This window comes from Gordonia sp. SID5947, from assembly GCF_009862785.1.
Classification (GTDB): domain Bacteria; phylum Actinomycetota; class Actinomycetes; order Mycobacteriales; family Mycobacteriaceae; genus Gordonia.
The window spans coordinates 3,482,667-3,498,110 of record NZ_WWHU01000001.1; the positions used below are offsets into that span (position 1 = coordinate 3,482,667).

Annotated in this window: 12 protein-coding genes and 1 pseudogene; 7 read left to right on the plus strand and 6 right to left on the minus strand. The window is 66.1% G+C overall.

Translation table 11 applies throughout. The features are described from left to right. Positions 1-130: 130 nt before the first annotated feature. The 4 genes and pseudogenes from GTV32_RS15975 to GTV32_RS15990 all read right to left on the minus strand — a co-directional run bounded on the left by GTV32_RS15975 (position 131) and on the right by GTV32_RS15990 (position 5,310). Positions 131-1,813 (minus strand): ABC transporter ATP-binding protein, encoded by a 1,683-nt coding sequence (locus GTV32_RS15975; RefSeq protein WP_161061147.1) that lies wholly within the window; start codon positions 1,811-1,813, stop codon positions 131-133. Continuing rightward, positions 1,813-2,759, minus strand: a pseudogene (locus tag GTV32_RS15980) (ABC transporter permease). The gene GTV32_RS15975 and the pseudogene GTV32_RS15980 overlap by 1 nt, the downstream one beginning before the upstream one ends. Next, complete coding sequence (locus GTV32_RS15985; protein WP_161061148.1) at positions 2,759-3,715, minus strand: ABC transporter permease; 957 nt, start codon at positions 3,713-3,715, stop codon at positions 2,759-2,761. The pseudogene GTV32_RS15980 and the gene GTV32_RS15985 overlap by 1 nt, the downstream one beginning before the upstream one ends. After that, positions 3,715-5,310, minus strand: coding sequence for an ABC transporter substrate-binding protein (locus GTV32_RS15990; protein ID WP_161061149.1), 1,596 nt, complete (start codon positions 5,308-5,310; stop codon positions 3,715-3,717). Before GTV32_RS15990 ends, GTV32_RS15985 begins: the two co-directional genes overlap by 1 nt. Before the next feature lie 225 nt (positions 5,311-5,535). Here GTV32_RS15990 and GTV32_RS15995 point away from each other — a divergent pair, with 225 nt between their 5' ends. Both GTV32_RS15995 and GTV32_RS16000 read left to right on the plus strand, forming a co-directional pair. Then, positions 5,536-7,875, plus strand: coding sequence for an arylsulfatase (locus GTV32_RS15995; RefSeq protein WP_161061150.1), 2,340 nt, complete (start codon positions 5,536-5,538; stop codon positions 7,873-7,875). Between the two features lie 92 nt (positions 7,876-7,967). Beyond that, the gene (locus tag GTV32_RS16000) at positions 7,968-8,951 is read left to right on the plus strand and encodes a TauD/TfdA family dioxygenase (protein ID WP_161061151.1); all 984 of its coding nucleotides are present in this window, start codon (positions 7,968-7,970) and stop codon (positions 8,949-8,951) included. Positions 8,952-9,052: 101 nt separating this feature from the next. Here GTV32_RS16000 and GTV32_RS23160 read toward each other — a convergent pair whose 3' ends face one another. After that, a complete protein-coding gene (locus GTV32_RS23160) occupies positions 9,053-9,208 on the minus strand; it encodes a DUF6131 family protein (RefSeq protein ID WP_190267130.1) in 156 nt (51 codons plus the stop codon). A gap of 173 nt (positions 9,209-9,381) precedes the next feature. On the opposite strand from GTV32_RS23160, the gene GTV32_RS16005 reads away from it, so the two are divergent. Genes GTV32_RS16005 through GTV32_RS16015 form a run of 3 tightly spaced genes read left to right on the plus strand, consistent with a single transcriptional unit; the run spans position 9,382 to position 12,099 of the window. Beyond that, positions 9,382-10,206, plus strand: coding sequence for an SDR family oxidoreductase (locus tag GTV32_RS16005; protein WP_161061152.1), 825 nt, complete (start codon positions 9,382-9,384; stop codon positions 10,204-10,206). Positions 10,207-10,216: 10 nt separating this feature from the next. Next, on the plus strand, positions 10,217-11,482 hold the full coding sequence (locus tag GTV32_RS16010) for an acyl-CoA dehydrogenase family protein (protein WP_161061153.1): 1,266 nt from the start codon (positions 10,217-10,219) through the stop codon (positions 11,480-11,482). Then, positions 11,479-12,099 (plus strand): TetR/AcrR family transcriptional regulator, encoded by a 621-nt coding sequence (locus GTV32_RS16015; RefSeq protein WP_161061154.1) that lies wholly within the window; start codon positions 11,479-11,481, stop codon positions 12,097-12,099. Before GTV32_RS16010 ends, GTV32_RS16015 begins: the two co-directional genes overlap by 4 nt. Positions 12,100-12,127: 28 nt before the next feature. Here GTV32_RS16015 and GTV32_RS16020 read toward each other — a convergent pair whose 3' ends face one another. After that, positions 12,128-13,087: a phosphotriesterase gene (locus GTV32_RS16020; protein WP_161061155.1), complete on the minus strand. Its 960-nt coding sequence runs from the start codon at positions 13,085-13,087 to the stop codon at positions 12,128-12,130. 194 nt (positions 13,088-13,281) lie between these two features. Here GTV32_RS16020 and GTV32_RS16025 point away from each other — a divergent pair, with 194 nt between their 5' ends. Both GTV32_RS16025 and GTV32_RS16030 read left to right on the plus strand, forming a co-directional pair. Next, positions 13,282-14,601 carry a sulfatase gene (locus GTV32_RS16025; protein WP_161061156.1) on the plus strand — a complete coding sequence of 440 codons (1,320 nt, stop codon included), beginning with the start codon at positions 13,282-13,284 and terminating at the stop codon, positions 14,599-14,601. 123 nt (positions 14,602-14,724) lie between these two features. After that, positions 14,725-15,441 carry a hypothetical protein gene (locus GTV32_RS16030; RefSeq protein WP_161061157.1) on the plus strand — a complete coding sequence of 239 codons (717 nt, stop codon included), beginning with the start codon at positions 14,725-14,727 and terminating at the stop codon, positions 15,439-15,441. Positions 15,442-15,444 lie beyond the last annotated feature (3 nt).

Consider the following 15,444-nt stretch of genomic DNA (forward strand, 5'->3'; position numbering starts at 1 on the left):
CCTGGGGATACGTCCTTCCCTCAACCAGATGACACTCAAGTTCTGGCCGCACCTGCAGGGTCTGGCCGCAGTTTCGGCTCGAAGCCGGAACCAGAAACTGCGGCCAGAACCGGCTCAACGTGACGCGCCGTCAACGTCCGGCGCGCTGCCGGACCGGATCGGGATAGGGCACCGCGGCCAGGAGTGCGCGGGTGTAGTCCGCACGCGGCGCCGACAGCACGGTCCGGGCGTCGCCATTCTCCACCAGTGTCCCGTCGCGGAGAACGGCCACGCGGTCGGCGACCTGTTCGACGACGGCCAGGTCATGGCTGATGAACAGCGCGGCGAAGCCGAGATCTCGTTGCAACTGCGCGAACAGCTCGAGAACACGGGCCTGTACCGACACGTCGAGCGCGCTCGTCGGCTCGTCGGCGATCAACAACATGGGTTCGACGGACAGAGCGCGGGCGAGCGCGACGCGCTGCCGCTGGCCACCGGAGAGTTCGTGGGGAAGCCGGTTCGCGAAGCTGCGCGGCAGCTGCACGGCGTCGAGCAGTTCGGCGACTCTGGTGTTCCGCTGGTCGCGACCGCCGAGGCGATGGATCTCCAGCGGTTCCCGGATCGACTCGGCGACGGTGAACCGGGGATCGAGTGACGCCGTCGGATCCTGTGGAACGAACGCGATGGTACGGCGCACGGTGCGGAGCTCGGCGCGTGGTAACCGCGCGATGTCTTTGCCTCCGAGCGTGATCCGGCCAGACGCCGGGGTGATGAGCCCACCGATGGTGCGCCCCAGGGTGGTCTTCCCTGACCCCGACTCGCCGACCACACCGACTACCTCGGCGGGATGCACGGTCAAGGAGACACCTGCGAGGGCGGTGCGGGGCGCGCTGCCGAACCGGCCCGGGTGACGCACCGTGATGTTGTCGACCTGCACCACGGCCGGCGACGTGACGGCCTCCCCGTCGGCGCTTTCCGGGTCGGCGCTTTCCGGGTCGGCGCTGTCCGGATCGATGTCGACGGTCGGGTCATCCTGGGGAGACGGCAGCGTGGGGACGGCTGCGAGGAGTTGCTCGGTGTACGGCTGGGTCGGCCTGGCGAAGATGTCGAACACGTCCCCCCGTTCGACCACCTCGCCGAGTTGGACCACCACCACTCGGTCGGCGATGTCCGCGACGACGCCGAGATTGTGGGTGATGAGCAGGATCCCGGCGTCGATCCGGTCGCGCAGCCGAAGCAGAAGATCGAGGATCTCCCGCTGGACCGAGACGTCGAGAGCGGTGGTCGGTTCGTCTGCCAGTAACAGGACCGGGTCGTTGGCGAGCGCCAGGGCGATCACCACGCGTTGCTTCTGCCCGCCCGACAGCTGATGCGGGTACTGTCCGGGATCGAGGATCTCGACCAGACGCAACAGTTCGACGGCTTGCTGGTGGGCATCTCGTCGCGACATCCGGCGGTGTGTGCGCAGCGCCTGGCGCAGCTGCCACCCGACGGTCTGTACCGGGTTGAGCGCGGTCTGCGGCTCCTGGAAGATCATGGCGACCCGGGTCCCGCGGACGGCGTTGAGTTCCTTCTCCGACCTGTTGAGCACCTCCACGCCGTCGACCTTCACCGATCCGGTCGCGGTCGCGGTCTCGGGGAGCAGGCCGATCGCGGCACGGGCCGTCATGGTCTTTCCGGACCCCGATTCGCCCACCAGCGCGAGGATCTGGCCGCGGTCGACCCGGAGACTGATCCCGGCAACCGCCGGCCGCGGGTAGGCGAAGGTCACCCGCAGGTCTTCGACCTCCAAAGCGGGCACGGTCACGTCGGCGTGTGTTGCTGATGTGGTCATCACTGCCTCTGGGTTCGGGAGATGGATTGTGCGATGAGGTAGAAGCCCAATACCAGGGCCGAGATCACGACGAGCGGGCCGAGTGAGAACCAGGGATTGGTCTCGAGATATCCGTTTCCGGCCGCAAGAATCGATCCGAGGGACGGCGTCGGCGCGACCACTCCGATGCCCAGATAGCTCATCGCGCCCTCCACGAACACCGCCAGCGACAGCGACAGGGCGAACTGGACGCCGAGGGCCTCGACCGAGTTGGGCAGCACGTGGCGCAGGAGGATGTGCCGATTGGTGGCGCCGCTGACGCGAGCGGCCTCGACGTAGGGCATCTCCCGGACCTTGAGTACCGAGGTCCGGGTCAGACGGCCGAATATCGGGATCTCGGCGATCGCGATCACGATCACGACGGTCTGCGCGCCGGGCGACAGGACCGCGGTGAGCGCGATCCCGAGCAGCAGGGCGGGGAACGCGAGCACGACGTCGAACGTGCGTTGCGCGACGACGTCGCTCCACGGGTGACTGACGGTCACCAGGCCCGCCGCGATACCCACCACCGCGCCGATCGGCACGGCGATGAAGATGATCAGCAGGTCCACCCGGATCCCGTAGAGGACGCGGGTCAGAAGGTCGCGGTTGAGATCGTCGGTGCCCAGCCAGTGTTCGGCACTCGGGGCAGCAGGTATGCACCGTCGATCTGCTGGTCGGCGCCGAACGTTGTCAACCACGGGCCGATCACCGCGAGCAGCACGACGATCGCGACCAGGATGGTGCCTGCTGCCCCCGAACCGGTGAGCAAGCCGCGCAGCGCCGACCGGCGGGTTCGGGACCCGACACTGTCGGCGGCCGACTCGGGGAGCAGGCCTGGTGCGATGTCGAGGACGGCCTCGGCACCGAAGACGGAGGCGAGAGGATCGGACGATGTGGGACTGTTCGTCGCGGTGTTTCGGGACATCATTGACCTGCCAATCGGATTCGTGGGTCGAGCCAGGCGTGCAGGATGTCGGCGAGGAGCTGGAGCACGACGAACACCGTCACCGACAGCAGTACGAGCACCTGGACGAGGGGATAGTCACGCGCGAAGATGCCCTCCTCGGTGAGCAGCCCGAGCCCTGGCCAGCCGAAGATCGACTCCACCAGGATCGCGCCGCCCAGCAGGCCGCCGACGACGAGTCCGAGTGCGGTCAGGGTGGGCGGCAGTGCATTTCGGAGTGCGTTGCGCAGCACGATGGTATGGCGTGGCACGCCGAGCGATCGAGCGGTCACCGCGTACGGCTGACGCAGTTCGGTCCGCAGCGCCTCGGTGAGGAATCGTGCGAGCACAGCGCCGGCCGGCAGGCCGAGGGTCAGCGCAGGGAGGATCAGATACTGCAGGGTGACCTGGAGATCGTCGGTGTAGCCGGCAGGAGGCGTGCCGCCGGCCGGTAGCCATCGCAGCTGCACGCCGAATACGAGGATCAGCACGGTGCCGACGACAAAAGTCGGGATCGCGATGGCGACTGCGTTGATGCCGATGAGCACCGCGTGCACCGCGCGGTTCTGGGAGATCGTCGCGGACAGGCTCAGTGCGAGCGCCAGCACGACCGCGATCACCAGGGCGGCAGCTGTGAGCACCACGGTGTTGACGAGCCCGAATCCGATCAGGTCGCTGATCGCGCCACCTACCTGGTAGCTCTGGCCGAAATTCAGGGTGACGATCCCGCCGAGCCACGCGAAGTACTGCACGAGGAACGGCCGGTCGAGACCGAGGTCATGCCGGATGGCGGCGAGTTGTTCGGGCCCCGCGTCGGGGCCGGCGAGGGCCGCCTCCGGGCCGCCCGGGATCAGGCGCAAGATCGAGAAGATGAGGATCGAGGCGATCGCCAGGACGACGATTGCCGTCGGGATTCGTCGCATCACATAGCCGAGCATCACGAGTTCCGTCCGGTGGTGTTGAGGTAGGTGTCCTTGAGGTGCAACTGGTTACGTCGATCCCAGTCGATGTTCCCGACCGCATTCGACGTCGCGACCTTCTGGAAGACAATGCCGATCTCGACGAGGAAGAGGTCTCGCAACCAGATGTCGTCGAGGCGACGGTAGGCGTCCAGTGCCGCCGGAGACGCGCCGTCGGGAACCTTCCACGCCGCCTCGGCGGCTGCAGCGTACTGCGGGTTCAGATAGTTCGAGGAATTCTTCGCCGCGTTGAAGGGGTAGGCCGAGACGGCCAGCGTCGACGGCGTGAACTGGGCAAAGGCGTGCTGTAGCAACCAGATTCCCGGAAACTTGCCGCCGATCAGCTTGGCGGACTGCGCAGTGCGGTCGTTGGGTACCAAGGTCACCGGGATGCCGATGTCCTTGAGGTTCGACTGCACGATCTCGGCGACCACCCGATCGATTCCCTGCGTCGAGAAGTCGAGAGGAATCGGCGGTACCGGGCCGTGTTGCGCCACCAGCGACTTCGCCTCGGCGACGTCACGACCGTAGGTCGAGTTGGCCGCCGCGTCGTAGGCGGGCGACCATTTCGGCCACGGCAGATTCACCACGTAGCCGCTCTTTCGGAAGACGTCGTCGATGATGCGGGGGCGGTCGATGGCGAGCGCGATGGCCCGCCGGAGCCGCACGTCCGAGAGCGCTGGATTGGTGACGTTGATCCCGACATATTCTTGCGACTCGGCACCGGTGAAGGTGACGTCCCGGAAGCCGTACCGCGTGGTCGCCAACTGCTGATCGTGGTAGTTCAGCCCGTACGCGAGGTCGATCTGGCCGGTTCGCAGCCGGGTGTAGAGCGACTGCTGGTCGCGGATGATGACGAATGTGATCGAGTCGAGGTTGGGTCGTCCGGCCCAGTAGGAGTCGTTGCGAACCAGCCGGAGTGATGAGTTCGGTTGCCAGGACGCGAACTTGAACGGTCCCGTACCGATGTAGGACTTACCCTCCTTCAATTGCGGGAGGGACTGCGCATCAAGAATCGGGGCGGAGTCGAGCAGGTCGAAGATGTTGCTCAACGGGTGGGCGAAGCGCAGTACCACACGGTGCGGATCGCTTGTGTCGTAGGCCGTGATGGCCGCGGCCGTCCGCTTGAACTGCGGCGTCCAGGGACCGGCGAGGTAGGCCTCGAGCGAGTTCTGCACATCCGACGAGACGAACGGCCTGCCGTTGTGGAATGTGACATCCGGGCGGAGATCCAATGTCAGCGTCAGTCCGTCGGGTGTGAGGTGCCACGCGGTCGCCAGTGACGGTCGAACGGTGAGGTCGTCACGCGAGTAGCGGATGAGGGTGTCGAACGTGTTGCTCACCACCTGACCGGCGAGATTCCCGGTGCCGATCTGAAGAAACGTCTTGGGTGTGAAGTCGCCGAGAATCCCGACGCGTAGGTCGCCTCCCTGCGGTGCCGGTGTGCCGGGCGCGAGCGAAGCGGCGGCGGAGTTCTCCTGCTGGGAGACCGCGGACTGACATCCCGCCGCCAGCAGAACGGTGGCAATGGCCAGTGCGAGTACTCGCACGGTGTGGGTACGGCGTCCGGGCATCGTTGTGAACTCTCTGTTCAGCGGGGCTGGGGTGACCGGTCTCGCGGCGTCGCAGGAACGGTCAGGTCACCACTGTGGACAGGTGAGCGGCCCAACGCCAAGCCGGCTCGGAGGTTACAAAGGGGCTCGGTGAAAGTATTGACAGTTCCGCCGACAGTCTGAAAGGTGCTGTGACGCACGGTGTCACCCGTGCATCCGAGAACCACGCGAGAGAGCTGGATCCCTATGGCGCCACACCAGAGTCCACCCGAGCAGGCCCGCGGTTACGCGGACTTCCGCGGAACCGTCGGCCGGACTTCCTCCGTCTCGGAACCGTGGTGGCCGGCCGAGCGCACCCCACGGTCGGAGGCGCCGAACATCGTCGTGGTGCTCGTCGACGACATGGGCTTTTCGGACATCGGACCGTTCGGGGCCGAGATCGAGACACCCAACATCGACGCATTGGCCCAGCGAGGTCTGCGGCTCAGCAATTACCACACCACACCGGTGTGCTCGCCGGCACGCGCGGCGTTGCTGACCGGCCTCAACCCTCACCGCGCGGGCTACGGCAGCGTGGCGAACTCCGATCCGGGATATCCGGGCCTTCGGCTCGAACTCGCCGACGATGTGCTCACGTTGCCAGAGATACTGCGGGACAGCGGTTATGCGACCTATGCGGTGGGAAAGTGGCATCTGGTACGAGATGCGAACATGGGGCCCGGCCGCAGCCGGGACTCCTGGCCGGTGCAGCGCGGCTTCGACAGCTACTACGGGTCGCTGGAGGGTCTGAACTCGTTCTTCCACCCGAATCAGCTGATCTCCGACAACTCCGTCGTCGATGTCGACGAGTACCCCGACGACTACTACGTCACCGACGACCTCACCGACCGGGCGATCGGCCAGATCAAGGCACTGCGTGCGCAGGACAGGGACAAGCCGTTCTTCCTGTACTTCGCCCACATTGCGATGCACGGTCCGCACCAGGTGAAGGAATCCGACCTGGCGAAGTATCGCGGACGCTACGCCGAGGGCTGGGACGTGGTCCGGCAGCGGCGTTTCGAGCGACAGATCGACGAAGGTCTGTTCGATCCGGACACTCCGATGGCCGAGCGCAACACCACACCGGGCTACGACGCGCCACTCGGGGAGACCCTGGCACCCGACGAGCAGCGTCGCTTCCAGCGGTACCAGGAGGTCTATGCCGCGATGGTCCACAGCGTCGACCAGAGCGTCGGGCGTGTCGTCGAAACGCTCACCGAGTTGGGCGAACTGGACAACACGATCATCGTGTTCACCTCCGACAACGGCGGGACCGCCGAGGGCGGCCCGGTCGGAACACGCTCGTACTTCAGCCAATTCGTGCACGGTCCGGTGCCCCCGGATTGGGAACGCGACGTGCCGCATGACGAGGACCTGATCGGCTCGGCGGCCGTAGGCGTGCATTACCCGCGCGGGTGGGGGCAGGCGTCCAACACGCCGTTCCGCTTCTACAAGGGTCAGACCTTCGCGGGCGGGGTGCGCGTGCCGTTCGTGATCTCCTGGCCGGACGGCCTGCGGCGGGAACACGACGACAGCGGCGTCCGCCGTCAATACTCCTACGTCACCGACGTGGCGCCGACCCTGCTCGATCTCGCGGGCATACCGACCCCGCCCGAGCGTTTCGGCCGGCCGGCGCAGGAGCGCGACGGTGTGAGCGCGGCATCGTTCCTGCGCGACCGGTCGGTGTCGTCGTCGCACACCGAGCAGTACGCCGAGTTCGGTGGCCACCGGGGGTTCTACCGGGACGGATGGAAACTGGTCTCGCTGCACACGAATCCGGCGAAGGTCGATGACCCGGCGTGGGAACTCTATGACGTGACCGCCGATCCGGCAGAGACCACCGACGTGGCGGCGCGACACCCAGACCGAGTCGCCGAGCTGGCTCAGGCATGGGAGGAGACGGCCTGGCGCAATACGGTGTTCCCGCTGTTCGATTCGCCTGCCGATCAGATACGTCGTCGTCCCGACGAGGACCGATACAGCGATCCGGCGCGTATCCTCGCCGGCACGCCGACCTTGGAGCGATATCGGTCGAGCCGGCTGATCGCCTATCGGGATTTCGACATCGACGTGGAACTCGAAGGGTGGACTCCGTCGGACGAGGGTGTGCTCGTGGCGCACGGTGATCGGCAGGGCGGATATCTTCTCTACATCGAGGACGCGGCAGTGCATCTCGTGTTCAACAGCTATGGCAGGTCGACTCGGGTATCGGCACCCCTGCCCGACGCGGTGTCTGCCGTGACCGTTCGAGCGGCCGCGACACCGCAGGTGCGCTGGGACCTCTCGGTCGAGATCACCCGCGACGGCCAGACGTCGGTGGTGGCGAAGCTGCCCGACCAGTTCCAGCTGGTAGGGATGGCGCCGTGGACGGGGATCTCGGTCGGGCTCGACGCCCGTGGACCGGTGGACCCCGATCTGCGTGCCCGTCGCGGCGTCTTCCGATTCGGTCCGGCGCTTCGCGCGGTCACGTACCGACCGGGCCCCGTGCGTGTCCCGGGCGGGGTCCGGCGTGCGATCGACGAGAGCGCGGAGCATCACGCGGACTGAACGCGGCCGACTTCGAATCGTCGTGATTTCAGATCTCGATTGCCGCACCGAAATATGCGGCAATGTAAGGAAATAACAGAGAGGGATTCCCAATGGCATTGGCACAGATAGACGAACGGACCGACCGGGAGGACCGCGCACGGCAGATCTACCGTGATGCGGGCATCACGGTCGACAAGCTCGGCGAGAACATCGGCGCGAAGATCGGGCAGGTCCGACTCGGCGGCGAGCTACCCGCCGAGCAGGTGGCGGCGATCCGGCTGGCGCTGGCCACCAACAAGGTCGTCGTCTTCACCGGCCAGCATCACCTCGACGACGAATCACAGTACGCATTCGCCGAATTGCTGGGTGATCCGACCGCACCCCATCCGACGGTCACGTCGCGAGGCACCCAGCTCCTGACCATCGAGGGCGCCGCCAACAGCTGGCACACCGACGTCACCTTTGTCGATCGCATCCCCAAGGCGTCGATCCTGCGTGCGGTCACCCTGCCCGAATACGGCGGCGCCACCACCTGGGCATCGACGGTGGCCGCGTACGAGCAGCTCCCGAAGCCGTTGCGAGCGTTGACCGAAGAACTCTGGGCGACCCACAGCAATCTGTACGACTATGTCGGGCTGAAGGAACCGTCCGGCGGCGTGGACGTCTCGAGGAAGGCGGAGCACTACCAGGAATTCACCAGCGCCGAGTATCAGACCCTGCATCCGGTGGTCCGGGTCCATCCCGAGACGGGGGAGCGGAGCCTGCTGCTGGGTCATTTCGCCAAGGAGTTCCGCGGGCTCAAGGCTGCCGAGTTCGGCGACCTCTACCAACTGCTGCAGACACGGATCACCAAGCTCGAGAACACCTTCCGCTGGAACTGGCGGCTGGGCGACGTGGCGATCTGGGACAACCGAGCCACCCAGCACTACGGCATCGCCGACTACGGGAACCAGAAACGAGAACTGCATCGCATCACCCTCGCGGGCGACATCCCCGTCGATGTGCGTGGTGAGCAGAGCCAGGTGCTCCAGGGCGACGCATCGCACTATTCAGGAGTCGAGCAACCCACTCGCCTGGAGGCTTTCGCCGCGTGAGCGGCTGAGCTCTACCGAAACGCCGCGGCCGGCGGACACGAGACATCCGTGTCCGCCGGCCGCGGCGTTGGTTCTGCCGGGTCGAGCGTTCGACCCGATCGTCAGTAGTAGTGCGCCCGCCCGCCGACTGCGCGGCCGGTCGCACCGAGAACGGCGAGAATCGCGCCGATCACGATCAGGATGATGCCTATCGTCCAGAGGATCGGGATGCTGAAGATGAACCCCAGAACCAGCAGGACGATGCCGAGAATGATCACGAATGTCTCCTTGCGATCGACAAACGCGCACTCGACGCTGCTGCAAGTGCCCGTTCCGTCAGCCTAGTCCTGCAGCGTCGTCGGGCGGGCGTTTGTCACCACTTCGCCACACTTGAACCTGAACGCAACTTCAAGTAGGTTCACGGTCACATTCGGCGGCAGAGGGATTGGGTATGCAACTCGACGGCAAGGTGGCCATCGTGACAGGAGGCGCCGGAGGGATCGGCGCCGCGATCGGGCAAGCGCTGGTAGGTCAGGGCGCCCGCGTCGTTCTCACCGATCTGAACCCGGACACTCTCGAGACCGTGGCGACCGGGATCGAGACCTCGACGCCCGGCGCGGTGGCCTCCATCGCCGGCGACGCCGCATCCGCTGCCCACATCGACGCCGTCATCGAGCTCGCAGAAGCACGGTTCGGGCCGGTCGATCTCTATTTCGCGAACGCCGGTATCGGTGGTGCACCAGGACTGTTCGCCTCCGACGAGGAGTGGGAACACGTCGTCGACGTCAACGTGATGGGTCATATCCGGGCGGCCCGACGACTCGTTCCGGAGTGGGTCGAGCGTGGCGGCGGCTACTTCGTCGGGACCGCCTCGGCGGCCGGATTGCTCACCCAACTCGGATCGGCCACCTATTCCGTCACCAAACATGCGGCCGTCGGGTTCGCGGAGTGGCTCAACGTCACCTACGGCGATCGTGGCGTCCGCGCCAGCTGTCTGTGCCCGATGGGCGTGGACACGAAGCTGCTGCGCCCCGACGATGTCCCCGACGACGATGACGCGCTCCTCATGCAACGTGCAGTCGAGACTGCCGGCCGCGTACTCACCCCGGCCGAGGTCGCCGACACCGTCATCGAAGCGCTCGGTGACGAACGCTTCCTCATCCTTCCCCATGCCGAGGTTCTCGAGATGTACCGGCACAAGAGTGCCGACTACGACCGCTGGCTGCGCGGCATGCGGCGGTACCAGGAGAGCCTCAAGGAAGCCCCCACCTCGTAAGGAGTCACCGATGGATCTGCTCAACCCGTCCGAGCGCAGTGAGAAGTACCGTGAGCAGCTGCTGGAGTTCATGGACAGCCATGTGTACCCGAACGAGTCGGTGTTCGACGAACAGATGCGTGCGTCGGAGAATCCGCACGCCACGCCGCCGATCCTGTTGGAGCTCAAGGCGAAGGCGAAAGAGGTCGGGCTGTGGAATCTCTTTCACCCGCATTCGGACTGGGGTCCGGGCCTCACGAATCTCGAGTATGCGCCGTTGGCCGAGATCATGGGTCGCGTCGGATGGGCCTCGGAGGTCTTCAACTGCAACGCTCCCGACACCGGCAACATCGAGGTGCTCACGCTCTTCGGGACAGACGAGCACAAGGAGCTCTACCTCAAGCCGCTCCTCGACGGCGAGATCGCGTCGGCATTCGCCATGACCGAACCCGGCGTGGCCAGCTCGGACGCCACCAATGTCGAGCTCTCGATGGTTCGCGACGGTGACGAGTACGTCCTCAACGGCCGGAAGTGGTTCGCCTCCAACGCGGTCCGTCCCGACTGCAAGGTCCTCATCGTGATGGGCAAGACCGATCCGACCGCCGCCACGCATCGTCAGCAGTCGATGATGGTGGTACCCACCGACGCGCCGGGCCTCACCATCCTGCGCAACCTGCCCGTCTTCGGCTACGTGGACCGCGAGAGTCACGGCGAACTCGTCTTCTCCGACGTGCGGGTACCCGCGAAGGACGTGCTCAAGGGCGAGGGCGAAGGGTTCGCGATCAGCCAGGCACGCCTCGGTCCCGGTCGAATCCATCACTGCATGCGTACCATCGGTATCGCCGAACGCGCCCTGGAACTGATGTGCACCCGGGCCACCGCGCGCGTGACCTTCGGGCAGCCGATCGCCGACCGTGCCAACATCCAGGACTGGATAGCCGAGGCGCGCATCGACATCGAGATGGTCCGGCTCCTCACGCTCAAGGCCGCAGCGATGATGGACACGGTCGGCAACAAGGCCGCTGCCACCGAGATCGCGGCCATCAAGGTGGCCGCACCGAACATCGCGCTGAAGATCATCGATCGCGCAATCCAGGTGCACGGTGGCGGCGGCGTCACCGACGACTTCCCTCTGGCGCTGGCCTACGCCCATATCCGGACTCTTCGTCTGGCGGACGGGCCGGACGAGGTCCACAAGCGGGCCATCGCACGTCGGGAGCTGCGGCCCTATCGTGACGCCGCGTCTGCCCCGGAGCAGGTGCACGGCGTCTCGGATCAGGCCCTCGTCTCGCGATGACGACGGGGCCACGTCCGCTCACCCCGCGGGGTGAGCGGACGCGTTCGGCATTGATCTCCGCGGCGCGGACAGTGTTCGAGCGCGACGGTTTCAGAGATTCCCGCCTCACGGACATCACCGCCGAGGCGAACTGCGCGACCGGGTCCTTCTACACCTACTTCGACAGCAAAGAGGACATCCTCGACGCCGTCCTCGCCGAGGCGCAGGAGGACATGCTGCATCCCGGTCTGCCGCACGTGGAACCGTCGTCCGACGATGATCCGACCGCGGTGATCGAAGCGGCCAATCGCGCGTACTTCGAGGCCTATCGACGCAACGCCCAGCTGATGCTGGTCCGCGAGCAGGTCGCCGGGCTCAGCCCAGAGTTCCGCGAGACGCGTCGTCGTCGCGCGCAGGTCTTCACGGAACGGAACGCGAAGCGCATCCGGGAGCTCCAGACCCGGGGTCTCGCCGATCCCGACCTCGACCCGATGCAGGCCGCGCGTGCGCTGTCGGGGATGGTCTCCCGAATGGCCTACTACGGGTTCGCTCTCGGCGACGAGCTCGACATGGACGAGATGGTCTTCACCGCCACCCGGTTATGGGTCAACGCGATCGGACTGCGCCGACCGGATTGACGTCCGGCCGACGGTCCGGAACGGCAGATCACTCGAAGTAGCGGCGCGGGACGTCGACGAGCATGGTGTCGATGTCCTTGTCGCTCACGCCACGTTCACGCAGAGCCGGCAACACGTCCTCGCTGATGTGGCGGTAATTCCACTTCGGCACGGCTTGCCGCTTGGCTTCCGGATCGAACCAGTCGATGAAGCAGGCGGCGTCGTGGGCCAGCGCCATCCGGTCGGCGTATCCCTTCTCGACGAGCGTGACGACGGTGTTGATCCGGTCCTCGAACGGCAGCAGGACGTCGAGCCCGAAGCGATCCATCCCGAGGATCGATCCCGCGTCCGCGAGCTTCATCAGATAGTCGAGGTCGGTCGAATCGCCCGAATGCCCGATCACCACCTTGGTCAGGTCGGCACCCTCCTCCGAGAGCACCTGCTGCGCAACCAGTCCGGACTCGGTGTGGGGATTGGTGTGGACCGTGATCGGCGCACCGGTCTGCGCACTGGTCTGTCCGACCGCGCGCATCACCCGTTCCACGCCGGGGGTCAGGCCCTGTTCTTCGATCGCGCACTTGAGGAACGCAGCCTTGACCCCGGTGTCGGCGATGCCCTCGGTCAGATCCTTCGTGAAGAACGTGACGAGCGGTTCGGAGACGTCGAAGAGCAGGCCCGGGCCGGTGTAGTGGAACTGGAAGGGGATGTCGTTGTAGGTGTAGAGGCCGGTCGCGACGACGATCTTGAGGTCGATCTGCTGGGCGATCTGCTGGATGCGTGGGATGTAGCGGCCCAATCCGAGCACCGTCGGGTCGAGGATCGTGTCCATGCCGAGGCCCTTGAGTTCGCGGAGATCGCGGACGGCCTCGGCGATCTTCTCGTCCTCGTCCCAGTCGTCCTGATAGTTCTGCCGGTACTCCTCGCCGAGCACGAAGACGTGCTCGTGGACGAGGACGTTGCCGAGATCGGCGGAGTCGACGGGCCCGGTGACGGTGTTGACAGTGCTCATGTGTGTCCTTCGCGACGTGGTACCCAGTATGTGGTCTGGCTCACTCTGCGCGACTGTATTTGAGGATGAGTTCAACTTCAAGATCCCCACTTCTGGGGAACCCGGCTGTGCCCGCAAATGCGAGCGCAGTGACCGTTTCTGTTCCCTGAGGTGCGAGCGAAGCGAGCCTCGAAGGGTCCGTGCATCATGGAGAGATGTCGTCCTCGCGACCACACGGTGCGGCACGCGCTGAAGCGCGCAGCGGCGCGACCCCCCGCGAGAACCTCCTCCTGATCCATTGCCACGACCTCGGGCGCCATCTCGCGTGTTACGGGATCGACGGTGTCGACAGTCCGAATCTGGATGCGCTCGCCTCGGACGGGATCCTGTTCACCGATGCGCACGCCACCGCACCACTGTGCTCGCCCGCTCGCGGTTCGATCTTCACCGGGCGCTACCCGCACCGGAACGGGTTGATCGGGCTCGCTCACCACGGGTTCGAGTACCACCGCGACGTCCGGACCCTGCCCACAATGCTGTCCGAGGTCGGCTATCGCACAGCGTTGTTCGGCATGCAGCACGAGAGTGCCGATCCCGGCCGCCTCGGCTTCGACACCGTCGACGTCACCGAGACACAGTGCGACCATGTGGTGGGCAGGGCGCAGGAGTGGTTACACGCGCACGTCCACGCATCCGACGAGCGACCGTTCCTGCTGACCGCCGGCTTCGTCGAGGCTCATCGTCCCTACCCGGCCGAGCAATACGAGCACGCCGATCCGTCGTCGATCACGGTGCCGTCCTTTCTGCCCGACACCGACGATGTTCGCGAGGACCTGGCCGGTCTGCACGGCAGCATCGCGCGGGCCGACGCCGCCGCGGGCCGTCTTCTCGCCACGGTTGCCGAACTCGGCCTCGACGACACGACGTGGGTCGTCTTCTTCACCGATCACGGTCTGGCGTTCCCGCGCGCCAAGTCGACGCTCTACGCGCAGGGCACCGGCATCGCGCTCATCATCCGGCCGCCGACGCGTCGCGGCGTCGACCCGCACACCTATGACGATCTGTTCTCCGGTGTCGACCTCACGCCCACGCTCGTGGACCTGCTGTCGGTGCCCGTACCCGGCGACGTCGACGGCGAATCCCATGCCGAGCAGCTCCTCGACCCACACGAGGCGCCCGCCCGCACAGAGGTTTTCACGGAGAAGACCTACCACGACGCCTTTGATCCGATCCGTGCCGTGCGGACCAAGGAGTTCAGCTACATCGAGAGCTACGCCGAGCGGCCTCGTCTGCTGTTGCCCCTCGACATCGCCGAGAGTCCCTCCGCGAGATCACTAGACCTTTCCGAGACCCGTTCTCCGCGAGCGCGTCACGAACTCTACGACCTGCTCGACGATCCGGATGAGCAGATCAACCTCGCGGGCGACCCGGCCCACGCCGACACCCGCAGGCGATTCGCGCACATGCTCGCCGACTGGCGGACCCGCACCGAGGACGTGATCCCTGACGACGGCACCATCGTCGACGGGTTCTGACAGCTGACCGCTGACGGCGGCATCGGTGTGAGCGGTCGCGAGAGGTCATTCGGCCGGCGGAGCGGATCATCGTGGGTCGGCTACGCTCCACAGCGACGTTTCTTCGACCAGGGGGTGGGCCCGATGCGTGCATCGGTGCGTGTGACGACGAGTGCGATCGCCGGGATGGCGGCGATCGCAATGGTGGCGGGATGCGGGGGAGCGGGGTCCGACCAGGCGTCGGCCGACACGTCCCCGGCGGGTGCGGGTGTGACCGTTCCGCCAAAGGATCTGGTGCTCACCAAATCCGAGCTGCCGGCGGGCTATCAGGAGATACCCATCCCGCCGGATCAGATGCAGAAGTCCGCCGACAGCATGCTCGACGCCACCAGGGGAGCGGACATCAGTCCGGCCTCCTGTGCGCCGCCGACGACGGTTCCCGACACGATGGACACGTCTGCGATGGGGATGCTCGTGGCAGCGCACGGTTCCACGACTCTGGCCGAGGTGGTGACGCCTGCCAAGGGCGACATGGCAGCGATCCGCGCATCGATGACCGGTGACTGCGCAAAGGTCAGCGCCGCGATCAAGAACGGGGACGCGGCCGGAGCGTCGTCGACGATCAAGAACACCCCGATCGACGTGCCGGACACCAAGGCCGACGACGTGTTCGCGGTCGAGCAGACGAGTACGTCCACGGTCAACGGCCAAGAGGTGACGGCGACCTCGTTGCTGGCGTGGGCAACTGTCGGCGGCTACTCGGTCGCGGTGACGTCCGGTGGCCTGCTCGGTGCACCCGACACCGCGGTGTTCACCACCACGCTGGTCAAGGCGATCGACAAGGTGGCTGCCACCGGCTGAGGG